This is a genomic window from Aeromonas sp. MTB, assembly GCF_056632455.1.
Map to the genome: position 1 here is coordinate 2,812,064 of NZ_CP147026.1, position 18,184 is coordinate 2,830,247.

Annotated in this window: 22 protein-coding genes; 10 read left to right on the forward strand and 12 right to left on the reverse strand. The window is 60.3% G+C overall.

The features are described from left to right. Window positions 1–68: 68 nt before the first annotated feature. A complete protein-coding gene (locus tag WBR25_RS12860) occupies window positions 69–971 on the reverse strand; it encodes a LysR substrate-binding domain-containing protein (protein WP_429106786.1) in 903 nt (300 codons plus the stop codon). A 195-nt stretch (window positions 972–1,166) separates the two neighbouring features. On the opposite strand from WBR25_RS12860, the gene WBR25_RS12865 reads away from it, so the two are divergent. The 5 genes from WBR25_RS12865 (at window position 1,167) to dkgB (ending at window position 4,265) form a co-directional block, all read left to right on the forward strand. After that, a complete protein-coding gene (locus tag WBR25_RS12865; protein WP_429106787.1) occupies window positions 1,167–1,565 on the forward strand; it encodes a DUF6404 family protein in 399 nt (132 codons plus the stop codon). Beyond that, window positions 1,552–1,911 carry a VOC family protein gene (locus tag WBR25_RS12870; protein WP_429106788.1) on the forward strand — a complete coding sequence of 120 codons (360 nt, stop codon included), beginning with the start codon at window positions 1,552–1,554 and terminating at the stop codon, window positions 1,909–1,911. Before WBR25_RS12865 ends, WBR25_RS12870 begins: the two co-directional genes overlap by 14 nt. A 482-nt stretch (window positions 1,912–2,393) precedes the next feature. After that, window positions 2,394–2,948, forward strand: coding sequence for a hypothetical protein (locus WBR25_RS12875; protein ID WP_421283819.1), 555 nt, complete (start codon window positions 2,394–2,396; stop codon window positions 2,946–2,948). A gap of 151 nt (window positions 2,949–3,099) precedes the next feature. Then, window positions 3,100–3,396 (forward strand): putative quinol monooxygenase, encoded by a 297-nt coding sequence (locus tag WBR25_RS12880; RefSeq protein ID WP_302245517.1) that lies wholly within the window; start codon window positions 3,100–3,102, stop codon window positions 3,394–3,396. Between the two features lie 65 nt (window positions 3,397–3,461). Then, window positions 3,462–4,265: a 2,5-didehydrogluconate reductase DkgB gene (dkgB, locus tag WBR25_RS12885; protein ID WP_302245518.1), complete on the forward strand. Its 804-nt coding sequence runs from the start codon at window positions 3,462–3,464 to the stop codon at window positions 4,263–4,265. Window positions 4,266–4,426: 161 nt separating this feature from the next. Here the strand turns inward: dkgB and WBR25_RS12890 are convergent, their stop codons facing one another. After that, entirely contained in the window at window positions 4,427–5,437 is a 1,011-nt protein-coding gene (locus WBR25_RS12890; RefSeq protein WP_335816995.1) for an HAD family hydrolase, read from the reverse strand. Between the two features lie 352 nt (window positions 5,438–5,789). Here WBR25_RS12890 and WBR25_RS12895 point away from each other — a divergent pair, with 352 nt between their 5' ends. Together WBR25_RS12895 and WBR25_RS12900 are read left to right on the forward strand one after the other, a co-directional pair. Continuing rightward, window positions 5,790–6,968 carry an MFS transporter gene (locus WBR25_RS12895; protein ID WP_302245520.1) on the forward strand — a complete coding sequence of 393 codons (1,179 nt, stop codon included), beginning with the start codon at window positions 5,790–5,792 and terminating at the stop codon, window positions 6,966–6,968. 154 nt (window positions 6,969–7,122) lie between these two features. Next, entirely contained in the window at window positions 7,123–7,794 is a 672-nt protein-coding gene (locus WBR25_RS12900) for an NAD(P)H-dependent oxidoreductase (RefSeq protein WP_005359664.1), read from the forward strand. 114 nt (window positions 7,795–7,908) lie between these two features. Here the strand turns inward: WBR25_RS12900 and WBR25_RS12905 are convergent, their stop codons facing one another. The 8 genes from WBR25_RS12905 to WBR25_RS12940 all read right to left on the reverse strand — a co-directional run bounded on the left by WBR25_RS12905 (window position 7,909) and on the right by WBR25_RS12940 (window position 14,395). Continuing rightward, the gene (locus WBR25_RS12905) at window positions 7,909–8,517 is read right to left on the reverse strand and encodes an HvfX family Cu-binding RiPP maturation protein (RefSeq protein ID WP_005337566.1); all 609 of its coding nucleotides are present in this window, start codon (window positions 8,515–8,517) and stop codon (window positions 7,909–7,911) included. Further along, complete coding sequence (locus tag WBR25_RS12910) at window positions 8,514–9,308, reverse strand: HvfC family peptide modification chaperone (protein WP_429106789.1); 795 nt, start codon at window positions 9,306–9,308, stop codon at window positions 8,514–8,516. Before WBR25_RS12910 ends, WBR25_RS12905 begins: the two co-directional genes overlap by 4 nt. Further along, window positions 9,301–10,158 carry an MbnB/TglH/ChrH family RiPP precursor modification enzyme gene (locus WBR25_RS12915; protein ID WP_479748169.1) on the reverse strand — a complete coding sequence of 286 codons (858 nt, stop codon included), beginning with the start codon at window positions 10,156–10,158 and terminating at the stop codon, window positions 9,301–9,303. Before WBR25_RS12915 ends, WBR25_RS12910 begins: the two co-directional genes overlap by 8 nt. Continuing rightward, window positions 10,146–10,475, reverse strand: coding sequence for a hypothetical protein (locus WBR25_RS12920; protein WP_227094832.1), 330 nt, complete (start codon window positions 10,473–10,475; stop codon window positions 10,146–10,148). The genes WBR25_RS12915 and WBR25_RS12920 overlap by 13 nt, the downstream gene beginning before the upstream one ends. Then, window positions 10,468–11,427, reverse strand: a complete 960-nt coding sequence (locus WBR25_RS12925; RefSeq protein ID WP_042081514.1) for an MBL fold metallo-hydrolase — start codon at window positions 11,425–11,427, stop codon at window positions 10,468–10,470. The genes WBR25_RS12920 and WBR25_RS12925 overlap by 8 nt, the downstream gene beginning before the upstream one ends. 130 nt (window positions 11,428–11,557) lie before the next feature. Beyond that, window positions 11,558–11,668, reverse strand: a complete 111-nt coding sequence (gene cydX, locus WBR25_RS12930) for a cytochrome bd-I oxidase subunit CydX (RefSeq protein WP_005337572.1) — start codon at window positions 11,666–11,668, stop codon at window positions 11,558–11,560. Between the two features lie 16 nt (window positions 11,669–11,684). Beyond that, window positions 11,685–12,824, reverse strand: a complete 1,140-nt coding sequence (cydB, locus tag WBR25_RS12935; protein ID WP_479748171.1) for a cytochrome d ubiquinol oxidase subunit II — start codon at window positions 12,822–12,824, stop codon at window positions 11,685–11,687. Continuing rightward, window positions 12,824–14,395, reverse strand: a complete 1,572-nt coding sequence (locus WBR25_RS12940) for a cytochrome ubiquinol oxidase subunit I (RefSeq protein WP_479748173.1) — start codon at window positions 14,393–14,395, stop codon at window positions 12,824–12,826. The genes cydB and WBR25_RS12940 overlap by 1 nt, the downstream gene beginning before the upstream one ends. 122 nt (window positions 14,396–14,517) lie before the next feature. Here WBR25_RS12940 and WBR25_RS12945 point away from each other — a divergent pair, with 122 nt between their 5' ends. Beyond that, window positions 14,518–15,933, forward strand: a complete 1,416-nt coding sequence (locus WBR25_RS12945) for an aminotransferase-like domain-containing protein (RefSeq protein ID WP_479748175.1) — start codon at window positions 14,518–14,520, stop codon at window positions 15,931–15,933. A 93-nt stretch (window positions 15,934–16,026) separates the two neighbouring features. On the opposite strand, the gene WBR25_RS12950 is transcribed toward WBR25_RS12945, so the two are convergent. Together WBR25_RS12950 and WBR25_RS12955 are read right to left on the reverse strand one after the other, a co-directional pair. Further along, window positions 16,027–16,485: an N-acetyltransferase family protein gene (locus WBR25_RS12950; RefSeq protein WP_479748177.1), complete on the reverse strand. Its 459-nt coding sequence runs from the start codon at window positions 16,483–16,485 to the stop codon at window positions 16,027–16,029. Between the two features lie 154 nt (window positions 16,486–16,639). Beyond that, complete coding sequence (locus WBR25_RS12955) at window positions 16,640–17,278, reverse strand: tellurite resistance TerB family protein (protein WP_042656069.1); 639 nt, start codon at window positions 17,276–17,278, stop codon at window positions 16,640–16,642. A gap of 138 nt (window positions 17,279–17,416) precedes the next feature. Here WBR25_RS12955 and WBR25_RS12960 point away from each other — a divergent pair, with 138 nt between their 5' ends. Together WBR25_RS12960 and rsmS are read left to right on the forward strand one after the other, a co-directional pair. Then, window positions 17,417–17,884, forward strand: coding sequence for an acyl-CoA thioesterase (locus WBR25_RS12960; RefSeq protein ID WP_005337580.1), 468 nt, complete (start codon window positions 17,417–17,419; stop codon window positions 17,882–17,884). Window positions 17,885–17,978: 94 nt separating this feature from the next. Then, window positions 17,979–18,134 carry a pleiotropic regulatory protein RsmS gene (rsmS, locus tag WBR25_RS12965; RefSeq protein WP_021230652.1) on the forward strand — a complete coding sequence of 52 codons (156 nt, stop codon included), beginning with the start codon at window positions 17,979–17,981 and terminating at the stop codon, window positions 18,132–18,134. The last annotated feature ends 50 nt before the right edge of the window (window positions 18,135–18,184 follow it).

The window sequence follows — 18,184 nt, forward strand, 5'->3', positions numbered from 1 at the left end:
CCCCTTGTTCTTCGCCAAGCAAACCGCAGCGACGAACCGTTCAAACAAACCGCACAAACCAACCTGAACTACAGGGTATGGCTGCCAAGCTGCTCTTTAAGAAAATCGAGCCAGACCCGCAGCCGGATATCCCGCTGGGCATCGGAGTAGAAGACCGCATTGATGGGGCGCGAGGCACCGCTGTTACTACGGGCCAGCACCTCCACCAGCGCGCCGCTCTCTCGATCCGGCCCGGTCATGAAATCCGACAGACAGACAATCCCCTGCCCCGCCAGCGCCAGCTGACGCAAGGTTTCACCGCTGCTGGCACGCAGGCTGGGGGTGATGGCAAAGCGATCCCCCTGCTCGGCACTGAGCAGCGGCCAGTGGTTGAGGTGATCGGGATGCAAAAAGCCGAGCAGCTCGTGACCGCTCAGCAGATCCGCCGGTTGGCGCGGGGTGCCGCGCTCGCTCAAATAAGCGGGAGAGGCCAGCAGCCGCAGCCGCGAACGGCCCAGCGGCAGCGCACGCAGGGAGGAGTCGGTCAGCTCACCGATGCGGATGGCCATGTCCACCCGCCGCTCCATCAGATTGATAAAGCCCTCCGAGCTGTGCAGCTGCAGCTCGATGGCAGGGTAGCGACGGCGAAACTCGCCGATGATCTGCACCAGCCGGTGCAGAATAAAGGGGGTAGCGGCATCTACCCGCAAGATCCCCTCTGGTTGCTCCCGGCGCATCAGCAGATGCCCCTCCGCCTCGCTCATCTCGGTCAGGATCTTCACCGCCCGCTGATAGAACCAGCTCCCCTCCTCGGTCAGACTGACCCGGCGGGTGGTGCGATTGAGCAAAACGGTGGAGAGCTTCTCCTCCAGCCGCTTGATGCCGCGGCTCACCACCGAGTTGTCCATGCCGAGGTTCTCCGCCGCCTGGCGAAAACTGCCCGCCTCCACCACCGCCACAAACAGGGTCAGTTCATCAGAATGGGTCTTCATTGCTGTTATCCGGACAAGAGTTATGGGCCTTTATAGGCGCAGCCGCTGTGGATTGGCAAGCGTGCGGTGAGGCCAGTTCTTTTTTTCTACAGAGAAAGAACGTGACCGCGAGCCCACATCATACCCGCGATTTGTCAGTACAATGCAGCCAGAAAAGCACCGTATGGCACCTTTAATTTCACAAGGATCAATACCATGACATTTGAAGAGCGGCTGGCCGCCGCCCATCAGGAACTGGCAAGCAAAGGGGTATGGCACGCCAACTACAATCCCCCCTTGTTCTGGTTGTTGCGCCAACTGGGTTGGTCTGTCAAACCGCCACATTACGAGAGCTGGCTTACCAACTTTCTGGTATTTGGCATCGGCCTTGGACTGATCTGGAGCGTACTGTTGTGGTTTTTCAGCTGGCAACCCATGGGATTGGATCTGGTATTTGCTCTACGTCAAACCGCTTTTTTTGCGGGATTAATCGGCCTCATTATGGCCAGTGTCCTCAGATTACGGCACAAGCAACTTAAACTGACACCGTGGGAACAACTTGCTGAGCCCAGCGATGCTGATGATGAGGGAGACGAACTGAATGAAAGCCCATGAAAAACTGAACTATGTGGAGTTTGCGGCCAGGGATCTCGCCGCGACCAAGGCATTCTTTCAGGCTGTATTTGGCTGGCAGTTTGTTGATTACGGCCCCGACTACAGCGCCTTTGCCAATGAGGGGCTGGATGGCGGATTCTATCGAGCGGATCAGTGCAGCCAGACAGCTCAGGGCGGCGCCCTGCTGGTGTTCTACAGCGCGGATATTGAAGCGACTCAAGCCAAGGTGAGCCAACACGGTGGCACCATCAGTCGCCCACTATTTGACTTCCCCGGTGGCTGCCGTTTCCACTTCGTTGAGCCCAGCGGCAATGAGTTTGCGGTCTGGTCGGTGCAAGCTAAATAACTGATCCTAATAGTGCTCCATCTTGCCGGAAGCCTTGTGGCGTAAGGCATTTGTGCAATCTGGCGAGAAAGCCTGAAGTGACAAGGCTTAGCGCACGATGCGTGCTCAACGTCACTTGTAGAAGCTGTACGAGTGCAGTGATCTACTATTCGGAACAGCTATTTAGCGCCTGATAATACTGGACGAAGTGAAACAATCTACATCCATATTATTCATAATATCGTTCTCTACTACATATCCGAAAGGTTTATAAAAGAAAACACCTAGCCGTTTTTTGAAAAAAACAGGTGAAGTGTTCATTTCATATTACGTGTTCTTGACTTAATCACGGCATTAAAGACACAGTTCCCCATTAATATTATTACATTTTATTGCAGATGCAGATGGCTGTCAGATTGCATCAAAATTTCAAGGTGTTATTTTGAAGGTAGTTACAGTAGAATATCATGCCATCTATATGGAAATTTTATAAAAGGTGTTCTATGAGCCCAGAAGAAATTAATCTTGTAACTGAATCAATCAAGGCTATTGGAAGTAAAGGATCGAACGAATGGATTCCAGTTATTGCAGCCCTTGGCGGTGCAGTTTTGGGTTCGTTCAGTTCAACTATTACTTCTAGCATAATTGAACGTAAAAAAGAGAAAATGTTTTCATTACAAATTACAAGATCTCTGATTGCCGAGATATCCGCATTACTTAACTTAATGGAAACAAGAGGGTTTCTTGACAGTATCAATAACGCCATTGCTCATTTAAAAGAAAATCCAGATGATACATACATATTAGCCTCCGATATCCCACCTCATTATTCCAGAGTATATCAAGAAAACTGTAAATATTTGGGCGTGGTAGATCATGAAACATCAAAGCAAATTATTAATTTTCATCATTTAGTAGATGCAATAGTTCAAGATGTTAAGATGGATGGAACATTCAGCAAATCACCTACAATCGAAGCTTATGTAGAAGCACATAAGATCCTGACGCTTGCAATCAGAATCGGTCGAAACTTAGAAACTAAAAAAATAAATTGTTGATTCGTTTAATGAGGTCATTAGCGTATTCCTCTTATATGTCCTGGATTACCCCATTGCTGCTCTCCCCTCAATACTGTTTTGCGACCAGCACCCTGTTTCCAGCAAGTCACGGCAGGCATACTGACACTTCGTTTTTGCCAAGGAGGTTCAGATGTCATCACCCGTGATTGTGATTGCCCAGCTTGAAGCCAAACCCGAATTCGCCGCCCAGTTTCGCGCCGCCCTTGAGCCGCTGATTGCGGCCACCTTGCAAGAGGCGGGCTGCCAGCGCTATCAGTTGCATCAGGACTTGGACAATCCAAACAGCTGGATGCTCTACGAGGTGTGGGAGAGCGAAGCGACCCTCACCGCCCATCAGGGTCAACCCCACTTTACCGAATTTGTCGCCAAGGCCGAGCCCTGGTTTGCCAGCAGCACCATTCGCCGCTATCAGCCGCTGGGCGCCTGACTGGCCCCTGTGCCACTTTCCACTTAGCCCATCAAGGGCCAACCACCACCCCATTGAGGAACGAGATGATCAATATGCCACCCATGGGTCTGGGCACCTTCCGCCTGAAGGGCGAGCCGCTGCTTGCCACCCTAACCAACGGTCTGGAGCTGGGCTATCGCCATATCGATACCGCCCAGATCTATGACAACGAAGCCGAGGTCGGCGCCGTGCTGACCCGCAGCACTGTTGCTCGCCACGAGATCTACCTGACCACCAAGGTGTGGACCAGCGAGTTTGGCCCGGGCAAGCTGATCCCGAGCCTAGAGGTGAGCCTCGAAAAACTGGGCACCGACTATCTGGATCTGGCGCTGATCCACTGGCCCTCCCCCAAGGATGAGGTGCCGATGGCAGTCTATCTGGAGCAGTTGGCCGAGGCCAAGGCCCGGGGCCTGACCCGGGAGATCGGGGTCTCCAACTTCACCGTGGCCCAACTCAAACAGGCTATCGAGATTTTGGGGCCGGGTGCCATCGCTCACCAACAGATCGAGGTTCATCCCCTGCTGCAAAATCGCAAGGTGGTCGAGTTCTGCAAAGCCCAGGGTATCGCCGTCACCGCCTATATGCCGCTCGCCTATGGCAAAGTGCTGAGCGAGCCGCTGCTGATAGAGATTGGCAAACGCCACGGGGTATCGGCGGCGCAGGTGTCGCTGGCCTGGCTGCTGGCGCAGGGCATGACAGTGATCCCGAGCTCCACCAAGCGGGAGAATCAGGCTGCCAATCTGGCCGCTCTCGATATCACCTTGAGCAGCGAGGAGATGGCCGCCATCGCCACGCTGGATCGGGGCGAGCGCTGCGCCAATCCCGACTTTGCCCCTGCATGGGACTGACGCGAAAGGCGTGAGACTAACGCGAAAGAAAGGCTGGCTCGCCAGCAAGCCAGATAAAACAGGGAGAGCATCATGCTCTCCCTGTCTCTTTTCTTGCCTCACGCTTTGCAGCGCTTGCTGAACGTCCAGTCGCCACATTGATGCCAGATACAGCCCCGCAATCAGGGCGCGTTCTGGCAAAGGGCGGGATCGAACACCTGATTCCAGTCTGATTTCATATCGACCACCACCCAGCCCCGCGCTTTTGCCTGTGCCAGCCCGTCGATCAGCTTGCCGCTGGCTGGTGGATGACTGTCGTAGGCGTATTCGCGCTTGGCATCGGTGTGGTGCACCAGCAGGCCGAAAGTGTGGTAATCCGGGTTGGTCGAAGTGTATTGCAGCATGGGCACGTCGCCATCGCTGTTACCAAAGGCGCCGACCGGACGCTGCCCCATAAAGAGGTGAATGGCGGCCGGTTTCGCCTTGCTGTCATCGAAATAGGCGCCGTTCATGGTCTTGCGGATCTCGCTGCCCTCCCCGGTCAGGGCAAACTCGCCGAGGGTAAAGGAGCCAATCACCTGCTGGGGCGGGATGCCATACATCTGCTCGGACATCACCCGCATAAAATCGACGCCGCCGCCGGAGACAATCCAGGTCTGAAAGCCATTATCCCGCAGATACCCCAGCAGCTGCTTCATCGGCAGATACCCGAGCTGATCGTAGTGGCAGCCAAAACGGGGATCCTTGCTGCTGTTGATCCAGCGAGTGACCCGCTCGGCAAACTCGGTGGTGGTCATGCCGCTGTGGGTCAGTCCCACCAGCTTGGCGAGCCCCTTCTCCCCCGATTTGGCCACGGCCTTGAGGTCGTTGTTCAGCACTGCCGCGACGATGGGGTCGGCCTTCCACTCCGGGTGTTCCGGCGCCAGGCGCTTGATCTCATCCATCGCAAACTGCAGCTGATAGGTCATGGGCGCTTCCGGCCAGAGGGTGCCGTCATTGTCAAACACCACATGGCGCTTCTCTGGCGGAATAAAAGTGGCCTGCTGCTGATCGGTGGCATTGGTCACCCAGCGGGTAATCGCCTGCTTGGCCGCCGTGTCATTCCAGGCAGAGAGGGGATCGCTCTGGCCAGCCTGTACCGCAAAGGCGCCGCACAGCAGCAAAAGAGAGGAGAGTCGATTCAATGTCATCATGTTACCTGTCAGCTGGGTATTGCCTGTCTATTGCCTGTCGATGAAAACGCACGGCCATCACAACACCGGCGCACATGGGTTCAACACACACGGGTTTCACAGGGAAAATCCTATGGCGACCAGCTTGTACTGGAGCTTAAGCAAGCTCAGAAAAAGAGCTGCGCTTATCCCGTTCTGCGAGGTAGATCACTGCGTTACGCTCGCGTAGCGGGCAACCCAAACATCATCCCACTCAGCGTTATTGCTGCTGATTTGGCAAAAGTAATTTGATGTCACCGTCATTTTTGCCAACAAAACCCATCGGCATACTGGCGCCATTCTCCCGTCGGGAGTCCCTAACCAAGGAGTTGTTATGCCACTGGCGTTATTTGCCCTTACCTTAAGTGCCTTTGCGATCGGCACCACCGAATTTGTGATCGTGGGGCTTATCCCCACCATAGCCCAGCAGCTCAATGTCTCGCTCCCCTCCGCGGGCCTGTTGGTCAGCCTCTATGCCCTTGGGGTAGCCATCGGCGCCCCTGTGCTCACAGCGCTGACCGGCAAAGTGCCGCGCAAGTGGCTGCTGGTAGGGCTGATGGCGCTCTTTACCGCCGGCAACCTGCTGGCCTGGCAAGCTCCCGGTTACGAGAGCCTGATCGTCGCCCGCATTCTCACCGGATTGGCCCACGGAGTCTTCTTCTCGGTGGGCAGCACCATCGCCACAGGTCTTGTGGCCAAAGAGAAGGCGGCGAGCGCCATCGCCATCATGTTCAGCGGCCTTACCGTGGCGCTGGTGACCGGCGTACCGCTCGGCACCTGGATTGGTCAGGTCTTTGGCTGGCGTGAAACCTTTCTGGTAGTAAGCCTGCTCGGCCTCGTCGCCATGGTGGGTAGCCTGCTGCTGATCCCGAGCAACCTTCCCAAGGGAGCAGCCTCGACCATCCGCGAGCAACTCTCGGTACTGACCAAAAAGCCGCTGCTGCTGGTCTACGCCAAAACCGCCCTCGGTTATGGCGGTGCCTTCACGGCGTTTACCTTCCTCGCCCCCATCCTGCAGCAGGTGAGCGGCTTTAGCGCCGGTGCGGTGAGCCTGATCCTGCTGGTGTACGGGATATCGGTCGCCGTCGGCAATATCTGGGGTGGCAAGCTGGCCGACAAGATGGGCCCATTGCCGGCGCTGAAACTGCTGTTTGCCGGTCTGGCGCTGGTGCTGCTGGCTCTCACCTTCACCGCCCCCCATCCGGTGCTGGCCGTGCTCACCGTGCTGGTGTGGGGCGCCTTTGCCTTCGGCAACGTGCCGGGTCTGCAGGTGCTGGTGGTGAAGCAGGCCGAACTGCACACCCCCAAGGCAGTGGATGTGGCATCGGGCCTCAATATTGCCGCCTTCAACGTCGGCATTGCGCTGGGATCTGTGGTTGGTGGTTTTGTAGTAGAGCACCTCGGCCTGATGCACACACCCTGGATCGGCGCCCTTATCGTGCTGCTGGCCTACGGGTTGACCCATGTCAGCGAGCGCCGCGAAGCACTCCGACTCGCCGCCTGTCAGGCATAGGCTGCGCCAGCAGGCGTCACGCAAGGGCGTGGCGCCTGCTGCAATCGGCGCGCCAGGCTTCTATGCTGTGACACAGCGCCAACCCGGCAGCCATTTCAGCAACTGTTTCAGTAACCAAGCCTGCCCCCTAGCATCATTTGCCACGGAGTCTGTTATGAAGGTGCTTATTGTCTATGCCCATCCCGAACCCAAAAGCTTCAACGGTGCCCTCTTCTGCCACGCCATCAGGGCGCTGGAGCAGGCGGGCCACACCGTGATGACCAGCGATCTCTATGCCATGGGCTTTGATCCCGTCTCGGATCGGCGCAACTTCACTGCCGCCAGCGATCCCGATTTTCTCAAGCTGCAACTCGAAGAGCTGGCTGCCACCGAGCAGGGTAGCTTCGCCCCGCAGCTGGAGCAGGAGATGCAAAAGCTGGAGGCGGCCGATCTGCTGATCTTCCAGTTCCCGCTCTGGTGGTTTGGCCTGCCAGCCATCCTCAAGGGGTGGGTGGATCGGGTCTTTGCCATGGGGCGGGTCTACGGTCAGGGTCATATCTACGAGAGCGGCAAGTTTCGCGGCAAGCGGGCGTTGCTGAGCCTCACCACCGGCGGCCCTGCCGAGACCTATCTGCCCGACGGCTTCAACGGTGATATCGACGGGGTGCTGCGCCCCATCCAGCGCGGGATCCTGCAATTTGTCGGCTTCGACGTGCTGCGCCCCCATATCTGTTATGCCCCGGTGCGGGTCTCGCAAGAAGAGCGGGAAGCCTGGCTCGCCCAGTGGGCCGAGCGCCTTGGCCAGATTGAGCAGGAGTCCCCCATCGCGGTCGGCCGCTACCAGTAACGGCTGACGCAGCTGACACTCTCCCCCCCAAAGCACAAAAACAGCGAGCGGCACCCGGCCGCTCGCTGTTTTTCACGCTCTGTCGTTATGGTTTTTGTTATCCGTTAGCAGGTCTTATGCCGCCTGTTGCACGCCTGCTTTGCCGGTCACGGCACGTTTGAGCCAGTAGTCGAGGCTGACGTAACGGCCCCCGCCGTAAACCAGCAGCACCAGCAGCATCACGAAGTAGGTGGCGGCAAACTCCATCCCGTTGTTGAGCATCACGGGATCACCCAGCTCGGTGATGTAGTTGTAGCGACCGGGGAAGTTGGCGGCCAGCCACTCGATAAAGCCGTTGAGGCGCACAGTGGCCTCCATGCTGCCGGTGGCGATGGCATCCCAGCCGTGCTTCCAGTGCACCATGGCGCTCGCCACGCTCATCAGGAAGATGGTGGGAATGGCCATGATGCGGGTAAAGAGGCCAAGGGCGATGCAGATGCAGCCCAGCACCTCGGTGCCCGCCGCCAGAAAGGCGAGCAGGGTCGGGAACGGCAGGTTGAGCCCCCCTTCCGAGACCGGGGCGCCAAACCAGGCGACCGTGCCGGCAAAGCCCATCACCTTGGAGTGGGCCCCCACATAGATGACCGGAATGAGATAGAGGCGAATGGCCAGCAGGGCCAGAAAATCGAGCCGCTTGCACTGGGCCACCGCCCGCTCGTACCACTGGATAAGGGTGTTGTTCATGGGAATTCTCCTTGGTGTTTGCTAAATGGGGGCAAGGGGGTGCCGGGCTGGCGCTCGCCAACGGGCAGGGTAAGCAGACCCAGTCGGTGAAAATGGCGTGCCCACTCGCTCAGATCAAAGTCGCTGCGAACCTGTTGTACCTGTTGCAGGAACGCGGCTTGAGTGATCCCCGGCTGCTGTTGCAGCAACTGGATCAGCGCCACGTCCCATTCGCGCAACCGCTGGGTCACCACCTGATGCTCCGGGCTGCGAAACAGGCCATAGAAGTGCTTGCCCTGCCGGGTCGGCACCACGCCGCTGCGACGGATGGCAAAGGGGAGCTCAAGCAGTTGCAGGGTGGGATTGAGCCCGAGCGGACTCTCCGCCGTCACCTCAACCCCCGATATAACTTGCGGCACTACCCCTTCATCAATCTCGACACAGAGGCAGGCCCACTCGTACTCCAGCAACGCCAGCCGCTGCCTGGGCCAGTTGAGAGAGCCCTCACTGTGGCGATGCTGCACATAGCGGACAAACTCGGTGGCGATATGGTGAAACTCGGGGGCCTCGGCGCCGTGCGCGATGACAAAGCCCTCCACCAGTTGCCACCTGTCCACCGGTGCCCAGTGAGCGTGGGTGAGCGGAAAAGCGCTCTCCAGCACCGACGCCACATTGGCGCGCACGCTGCGGGCATAGTGGCAGGCAATGCCATCCTGCGGCAGCCGCACCCGGCTCGCCAGCCAGGCGGTCTGCTGCTGCATCCGCTGCGGCGCCGTTTTGGGCGCAGTGATCAGTGATAACCGTCTATCCATAGCGCACCTCCCGCACCTGACTGTCGATCGCCTCGCAACAGGCGCCGTGCACCCGCGCCAGCTCGGCCTCCAGCTCTGCCAGCGGTGGCAGATGGTGATCCCGCTCCAGCAACAGGGGGCGCAGGCCATGGGTCTGCACCGTATAACGGGCCAGCGCTACCACCTCCTCACAGACCGGACGACCATGGGTATCCAATAAAGTGCCGTCTGCCTCTTCCAGATGACCGGCGATATGGAAGTAACGGATCGCAGTGCCCGGCATCCCGGCGATCATCCGCTTGGGGCAGTAACCGTGGTTGCGGCTGTTCACAAAGACGTTGTTGATATCGAGCAGCAGCTCGCAGCCGCTGCGCGCCACCAGCTCGGCGAGAAAATCCTCCTCCGGCATCTCGTGGTCATAGCCGTGGTAGTAGGAGATATTTTCCAGCACCAGCGGACGGGCCAGCGCCTCCTGCACCTGCGCGATCCGCTCGGCCAGATAGGGGATGTTCTCCCACTGGCGCGGCACCGGTAAAAGCTCGTAAAGATACCCCTGCTGGTCGCGGGAAAAGCTCAGGTGCTCGCTGTAGATCCCGATGCCGAACTCGTCCAGAAAGGTGCGGATCTGGCTGAGCAAAGTGCGATTGAGGGGCTGACAATCGCCGAGGGAGAGGCTGAGACCGTGGGCCACCAGCGGGTAACGCTCGGCCAGCTGATGCAGCTGCGCCCGCTTGGCGCCGCCGATGGCCATCCAGTTCTCCGGCGCCAGCTCGAGAAAGTCGATACCGGGGCGGACGGGGCCGGCGCAGAGCGCATCCAGATGCTCCTGACGCAGCCCGATCCCCCGACTGCGGGAGCTTATTGGCCGCATACCCCCTCCGTCATCTTGCTGCCCTGGCTGGATGTATTGCCATCAATCCCCTCGCCCGCCACGCCACACTTGCCATCGCGGGCGCGCACCAGCCGCCCCTGTGGATCACTGTCGAGGGCTTGCTTTTCAAAGCGCTTCTCGGTGCCGCACTTGCCCGCCGCGCACTTGCCGCCGTGCTGTTCGCTGGGGGAGGCCTTGACCGGCGCATCGCTCGGGGTGGCCGCCAGCGCCAGCCCCGGGGTCAGGGCAATCAGGCTGGTCATGGCGATGGAGAGGGTCAGTTTGCCGGTGGTTTTGTTGCTGCTTGAGTTACTCATGAGCGGACTCCTTGACGGATGAAACGGGGTAGCTGGAGAGATCGCGGGCGGCCACGATCTGACCGTGGAACTGCTGTTTGACGATGGCCATCGCCTCTTTCTTGTGATTGAGGCCAACCCCCATCCAGTGATTCAGCACCAGCAGCTTGGGATTCACCTCGGCGGCAATCTTGGCCACCACAGATGGCTTGGCGTGAAGCGAGGCGGAGACCGGATCGGCCCCTTCGTGGATGGCGAGCGGCATCACCAGAATGTCGGCCCCCTTGGCAAACGGCACAAAGGCCGGGTTGCTGCCGTTCTGATCCGCCGAGATAACGATGGTCCCCTCGGCGCTCTCGATGCGATAGGCCAGACAGGGCACGTCACCGTGAGGAATGCCGAGCGCGGTGATGGTCAGCCCATCCTGCTGATAGACGGTGTGAGGCTGCGGGCTCTGGTAGGGCACATCATGGAGGGTGATGGGGAATAGGCCATCGGTGCCATCCTTGAAGCCGCTCAGGTAGGCATAAGCGCCCTTGTCTTTGTTGAAGAGGGCATCAAAGTAGCCGCTCATGCTGGGAAAGGCCGAGCCTGCCTCTGGCCCCGCCAGATCCAGCGGATCGCTGCGCTCGAAGAAGTAGGCCCCCTTGAGCAGGGCGGGCAGGTCGGTCACATGGTCGGTGTGAAAGTGGGTGATGCCGATAAAATCGACCTCTTCGAGCTTGGCCCCCGCCTGGCCGAAGCGCAGGTAGACGCCGCCACCGGCATCGATCAGGATGCGGGATTTCCCCTTCCACCAGATCACCTCGCTGGAGGAGGCGCGCAGATCGTCGGAGATGGGGCCACCACTGCCGAGCACCTGCAGGGTGAAGGTTTTATCCAGTGGCGTCAGTTGTACCGGTTCGGCACAGGCCGGGGCGACGGTGAGCGCGCACCCGATGGCCAGCGCCACCGCTTTCAATCTCTGTTTCATCACAATTACCTGTCGGTTGGTTGTCGGTTGAAAGTGTGTCGTGTGTGTCGTTTAAAGAGGGGGAGAGAGGGGCCGATGGCGACGAGTGAACGCCAGCCACCGGCCATGGCGGGGCGCGAGCCCCCCGCCGTCAGTTACCGTCCCGTTCGTCCGCCTGCCAGCGCGCTTCCAGCCAGAGCAGGTTGCACAAGCCCAGCAGCAGGGCGAATCCGAGGCCCAAAATCCAGGTGAAGTACCACATAGCAGATCCCTTGAGGTCAGTAGAGTTGATGGCTGTCGCGCTTGATGCGGGCACGGTCGAGCTTGCCGCGCACCACTCGATAGACCCAGCCGGTGTAGCCCAGGTTGACCGGCATCAGCACCAGCACGAGGGCGAACATGATGGCCAGGGTCTTGTAACTGGAGGTGCTGTCCCACAGGGTCAGGCTGCTGACCGCATCGAGGGATGAGGGCAGCACGAAGGGGAACAGGGCGATGGCCACCGAGCAGAGCATGGCGGCGCAGGCGATGGCGCTGGCCAGCAGCGCAATTCGGCCCCGCTCCAGCCAGGAGGCAATCCCGCTCACCAGCGGCGCCAGCGTCCCGATGATCGGCACCAGCCACAGCAGCGGATAGTCAAAGTAGTTGCGCAGCCAGCCTCCGGCGTGGGGGATCACCCCCTTCATCAGCGGGCTGATGGCGGCATTCGGGTCAAAGGGTTGCGTGCCCATACCGGTCAACTGAAACCCTTGCAGATCCACCAGATGCCAGCCGGCCAGCAGGTAGCAGAGGCTCACCAGCGGGGCCAGCAGGATGGCAATCCCCCGTGCGCGCAGCGCAGGGGTGCCGGTCACCTTGGCTTGCAGAAAACCGGCGCCATGCAGCAACAGCAAGGTGATGGCGGTGGCCAGCACCGAGAGCAGCCAGCCCCAGTGGAAGTCGAACGCGCCGTAGTGCAGACGCAGCGCCGTGTCGAAGCGAAACGGCAGCCCCTCCATCACCAGACCGATAGCCGCACCGAGGATGAGCGCCGGTATCAGGCCACCGGCCACCAGCGCCCGATCCCACCAGCGGCGCCACACCGGATCGGCCAGCTTGCTGCGATAGTCAAAGCCGACCGGACGCAGAAAGAGCCCGAGCAGCAGCACCACCATGGGGATATAAAGCCCCGAGAAGGCGGCGGCATAGACCAGCGGCCAGGCGGCGAACAGGGCACCGGCACCGGCAATCAGCCACACCTGATTACCCTCCCACACCGGCCCCACGCTGTTGATCACCAGACGGCGGTCGTCGTCATCTTTCGACACCACCGGCAGCAGCATGGCGATGCCGAGATCGAAGCCATCCATCACGATAAAACCGACCATCATGAAGAGCACCAGCGCCCACCAGATGAGTTTCAGGGTTGCGTAATCCATCAGGCGATCCTCGCAAGTTCGGGTTGTTCACCGCTGTAGCGGCCGGTATGGAGAATGGCGGGCCCCTTGCGGATCACATGGCGCAACAGGAACAGCTCCACCACCAGCAGCAGGGTGTAGATGGAACAGATGGCGATGAGGCTGAACCAGAGTTGGCCCGGCTGAAGCAAAGAGACCGAGGCCGAGACCGGCAGCACATCGCTGATGGTCCAGGGTTGACGGCCGAGCTCGGCCACCAGCCAGCCCGCCTCGATGGCAATCCAGGGCAGCGGAATGCTCCAGAGCAGGGTCTTGAGCAGGCACGGCGAGTCTTGCAGCCGGTTGCGGCAGAGCTGGACAAAGCTCACCACCATCAGCCCCAGCATGGTGACGCCAAGCCCCACCATCACCCGAAAGCCCCAGAACAGCGGTGCCACTGGCGGGATGGAGTCATCGACCGCTTTGGCAATCTCCGCCTCACCGGCCTTGGCGATATTGCTGGCATAGGGGGTGAGCAGCATGCCGTAGCCGAGATCCTTGCCGTGCTGCTCGAAGCGGGCGCGGTTGGCCGGGGTGTCATCACCCTGCCGGATCTGGTCGAGGGCCTCGGCCGCCACCATGCCGCTGCGGATGCGTGCCTCGTTCTGCACCTTGATATCCTTGAGGCCGGTCACCGCCTCGTCGATGGAGCGGGTGGCGATGATCCCCATCAGATACGGGATCTTGATGGCGGCGTGGGTGGTTTCCGCCTGCTGATCCGGGAAGCCGAACAGGGTGAATGACGCAGGCGCTGGCTCGGTCTCCCACTCTGCCTCGATGGCGGCGAGCTTCACCTTCTGCACCTCGCCGGTGCGATAGCCCGACTCATCCCCGAGCACAATGACCGAGAGGATGGCCGCCAGCCCGAAACCGGAAGCAATGGCAAAGGAGCGCAGGGCGAACTGCACCTCGGTCTTGCGCAGCAGATACCAGCTGCTCACCCCCATCACGAACATGGAGGCGGCCACATAGCCCGCCGCGACGGTGTGAACGAACTTCACCTGCGCCACCGGGTTGAATAGCACGGCGGCGATATCCACCAGCTCCATGCGCTGGGTCAGCAGGTTGAACTCGGCCCCCACCGGGTTTTGCATCCAGCCGTTGCCGATCAGGATCCACAGTGCCGAGAGATTGGAGCCGAGCGCCACCAGCATGGTCACCAGCAGATGCTTGCCGCGGGAGAGCTTGTCCCAGCCGAAGAAGAAGAGCCCCACCAGGGTCGATTCGAGGAAGAAGGCCATCAGCCCCTCGATGGCCAGCGGGGTACCGAAGATGTCCCCCACATAGTGGGAGTAGTAAGCCCAGTTGGTGCCGAACTGAAACTCCATGGTGATCCCCGTGGTGACCCCCATGACGAAGTTGATGCCAAACAGTTTGCCCCAGAAGCGGGTGATGTCCTGATAGATCACCTTGCCGGTCATCACATAAGCCGACTCGGCGATCACCAGGATCCAGGACAGCCCCAGGGTGAGGGGGACAAACAGGAAGTGGAACAGGGCCGTGGCGCCAAATTGCAGGCGCGACAGGCTGACCACGTCATCCGGATTGATCATGCGTCACTCTCTTTTGTTGTATTTGCCTTGCACGTTTCGTGCGTGACAAGTACATCACGGAGCATGACACCTATAACAGATGCAGTTATATTGAATTACACCTATAACAGTTGATCCAGATCATGTCCCTTTACCAGCAGTTGGCCGACCGCCTGCAAAGCCAGATCGACGATGGTATCTGGCAACCGGGGGAGCGCATCCCCTCCATTCGCCAGAGCTGCAAGACTCACGGGCTCAGCCCCATGACGGTGCTGCAGGCATATCAACTGCTCGAAAGTCAGGGGCGGATCCTCGCCCGCCCCCAGTCCGGCTACTACGTCAAAGCCGCCTCACCACAGGTCGTGCAGCACACCCCGAGCCAGACCCACTACAGCGGCTCGGTGGATATCAACGATCTGGTGTTCGAGGTGTTGCAGGCGAGCAAATCGCGGGATCTGGTGCCCCTTGGCATGTCGGTAGCAGACCCGACCCTGTTCCCCCATCCCCAGCTCGGGCGGGCGCTGGCCAGCTGCATGCGCAAGCTCGATCCCTTCAGCACGGTGGCCGACCTGCCCCCCGGCAACGAAGCGCTACGCCGTGCCATCGCCCAGCGCTACGCCAGCGACGGGGTGGCGGTCAATCCGCAGGAGATCATCATCACCACCGGCGCCATGGAGGCGCTCTCCCTCAGCCTGCAGGTGCTGACCGAGCCCGGTGACTGGGTGGTGGTGGAGTCCCCCACCTTCTATGGCGCCCTGCAGGCCATCGAGCGGCTGAAACTCAAGGCGGTGGAGATCCCGGTGATCCCGGGGGTGGGTATCGATCTGGCGCTTTTGGAAGACGCCCTCACCCGTATTCCGGTCAAGGCGTGCTGGTTGATGGGCAATGTGCAGCACCCGCTCGGCCACACCATGCCGGATAGTCACAAAGCGCGGCTGATGGCACTGCTCAACAGCCATGGGGTGCCGCTGGTGGAGGATGACGTCTATGCGGAGGTCTACTTTGGTCGCGAGCGCCCCAAGCCCATCAAGCACTGGGATCAGCGCGGTGACAGCCTGCTCTGCAGCTCCTTCTCCAAGTGTCTGGCGCCGGGCTTTCGGGTCGGCTGGGTGGTGGCGGGGCCCCATGCCGAGCGGATCCAGCGGCTGCAGCTGATGTCCACCCTCTCCACCAATGTGCCGAGCCAGCTGGCGCTGGCCGAGATGCTGCGCCAGGGCGGGGTCGATGCCCACTTTCGCCGCCTGCGCCACACCCTGGCCCAGCGCCAGCAGCAGATGCGGGCGGCCCTGCAACGGCTGTTGCCGGACGAGGTGCGGATCTCCTCCCCCGATGGCGGCTACTTCCTCTGGCTGGCGCTGCCTGCCCATTTCGACAGCCGCGCCCTGCACGCCAAGGCGCTGGGCAGCGGTTTTTCAGTAGCCCCCGGCGCGCTCTTCTCCAGTCAGGGGCAACACAACCACTGCCTGCGCCTCAACAGCTCCCATCCCTGGAGCGAACAGCTGGAGCAGGCCCTCACCCGGCTGGCGGCGCTGATTGCCGCGCAGCTCGGTGAAAAGTAACGAGGCAAAGAGCCGCTGGCGAAACGAACAAAGGCCCGCAACGGGCCTTTGTGGTTGGTGGGTGACGCGCCTTGGCTCGCCATCAGAAACTGGTTATCTGGCCATGATCTGCGACTGCACCTTGAAGCCCAGCGCCTCGTAGAGGGCTTGGGCACGCTCGTTGAAGGCCATCACCTCCAGCCGGATTTGCTGAGCATCACGGGCCTTGGCCCACTCATCGCAATGGGCGATCAGCGCCTTGCCAATCCCGCGGGAGCGGTGCTGCTCATCCACCACCACCGAGCCGATACGGCAAATCGGCGCACGGGTGAGAAACGGCACAGAGTCATTGATGTCGATCCGCGCCGTCAAAAAGCCCACCACCCTGCCATCCTGCTCGGCAACGCAGAATAGACGCCCTTCCGCGCCGATGGCGCTCAGCAAAAATGCCCGCTCCTCTGGCGAAGGGGGGCAGAACACCTCGGGATAGTGCTGATGGTGGATCTCTCCAATCTGCCGGTTCAGCTCGACAATGGCGTCGATATCCAGTGCGGTTGCCTTGCGTATCTCCAACGGTTGTTCCTTGCAAAAATGGTGATGGTCCTGCGCCATCTTAGGGGCTGTGCCCCGCAATCCAAATAGGCTCATCCGCATCTTTTAACGAGCCGCAGAAACAACAACGCCCCATGAGCGGGACGTTATCGGCAATCCATGGCGATGAGGGGTATCAGGCGGGAGCGTTAAGCTGGGCCACCTGCCGCTCGATGCTTCCCTTGAGGTTGTCATCGAGCTTGAGGGCGCGCGCCAGTTCGTCGAGATAACCGCGCTCCATAAAGTGATCCACTTCGATAGCGAGCAGGGAGGCGAGATAGACCTCGGTGGCCAGCTCCATGTCGGTCACTTCCCGCGCCAGCGCGTGGGGATCGAGGGGACGGGCCAGCTCGGCGTCAATCCAGCGGGCGACATCGCTCTGGCCCTGTTCGGTCAGGTACTCCTGAATTTTCTGGCGCTCGGCGCCGTCGATATGGCCATCGGCCCGGGCCGCAGCCACCATGGCGCGCACCAAAAGCGCCGCGCGGGCATCCAGCGCATTGCCTTCCAGCCCGCTGATGGGATGGGTAGGCTGGGCCGGTGCCGCCTGCTGGGCCTGCCAATCCTGATAGAGCTTGTAGGCCAGCCCGCCAAGAGCTGCGGCGCCGCCCACGGCAGCGGCCTTGCCGCCATATTTGCGCACTTTTTTATTGCCCAACAGCAGACCGAGCGCACCGCCGGCCAGCGCCCCCTGCATCTGCCCCTTGCGCTTGTCTCCGCCTTCGTTGAGCCAGCCTTTGCCAGCCCCCAGCAACTGTTCCAGCATCTGTTTCATGGTGTCACTCCTGCGGCTATGTTCCCATCGATAGAGCAAGATAGTGACCCCGCCCCCCTGAATCGGGGATGAACCCTTGACCGGGCAGGCCGATGGGGCAAAGCTCAGGGAAACCCTTCAGGCAATAAGGATGTAACTGTGCCCAATCGCGAACTGACCCTGCAATTTCTGGCCGAGCCCTCCGACGTCAATTTCGGCGGCAAGGTACACGGCGGCATGGTGATGAAGTGGATCGATCAGGCGGGCTATGCCTGTGCCGCGGGCTGGTGCGGCGGCTATGCGGTGACCGTCTATGTGGGGGGGATCCGCTTTTTGCGCCCCATCCAGATTGGCCAACTGGTAGAGGTGCACGCTCAGGTGATCCACACCGGCACCACCAGCATGCATCTGGCGGTGGATGTCTACAGCCGCCACCCCACCGAGACCGAGCGCCACAAGACCACCCACTGCATCATCATCTTTGTGGCGATGGATGAGCAGGGCAAACCGACCCCGGTGCCCCAGTGGCAGCCGGTGAGCGAGAGCGATCTGCAGTTGCAGCAGTACGCCAAAAAGCTGATCGCCCTGCGCGAGGAGATCGACAAGGAGATGCGCCAGCACCTCTGACCTTGGTGATTCCCCTGCCCGATAGAGGGCCGCTTTCGGCCAACGGCGGCGCCCCTGTATAATCCCCCCTCTTCCCGCAACCGGAACCCTGCCCATGTCACTGGAAACTGCCCCGCCCGAGGTAAAACTCGCGGTGGATCTGATTGAACTGCTGGAAACCAACCAGCTAGCCCCCGAGCTGGTATTGGCGGCGCTGGCCATCGTGAAACAGGATTACGAGCGCAAGCTGGCGGAGGGGAAGGATCTCTGATCGGCCCTCACACTTTGTTGCGCTTTTTCAGACTTCAACTTTTCCCCATA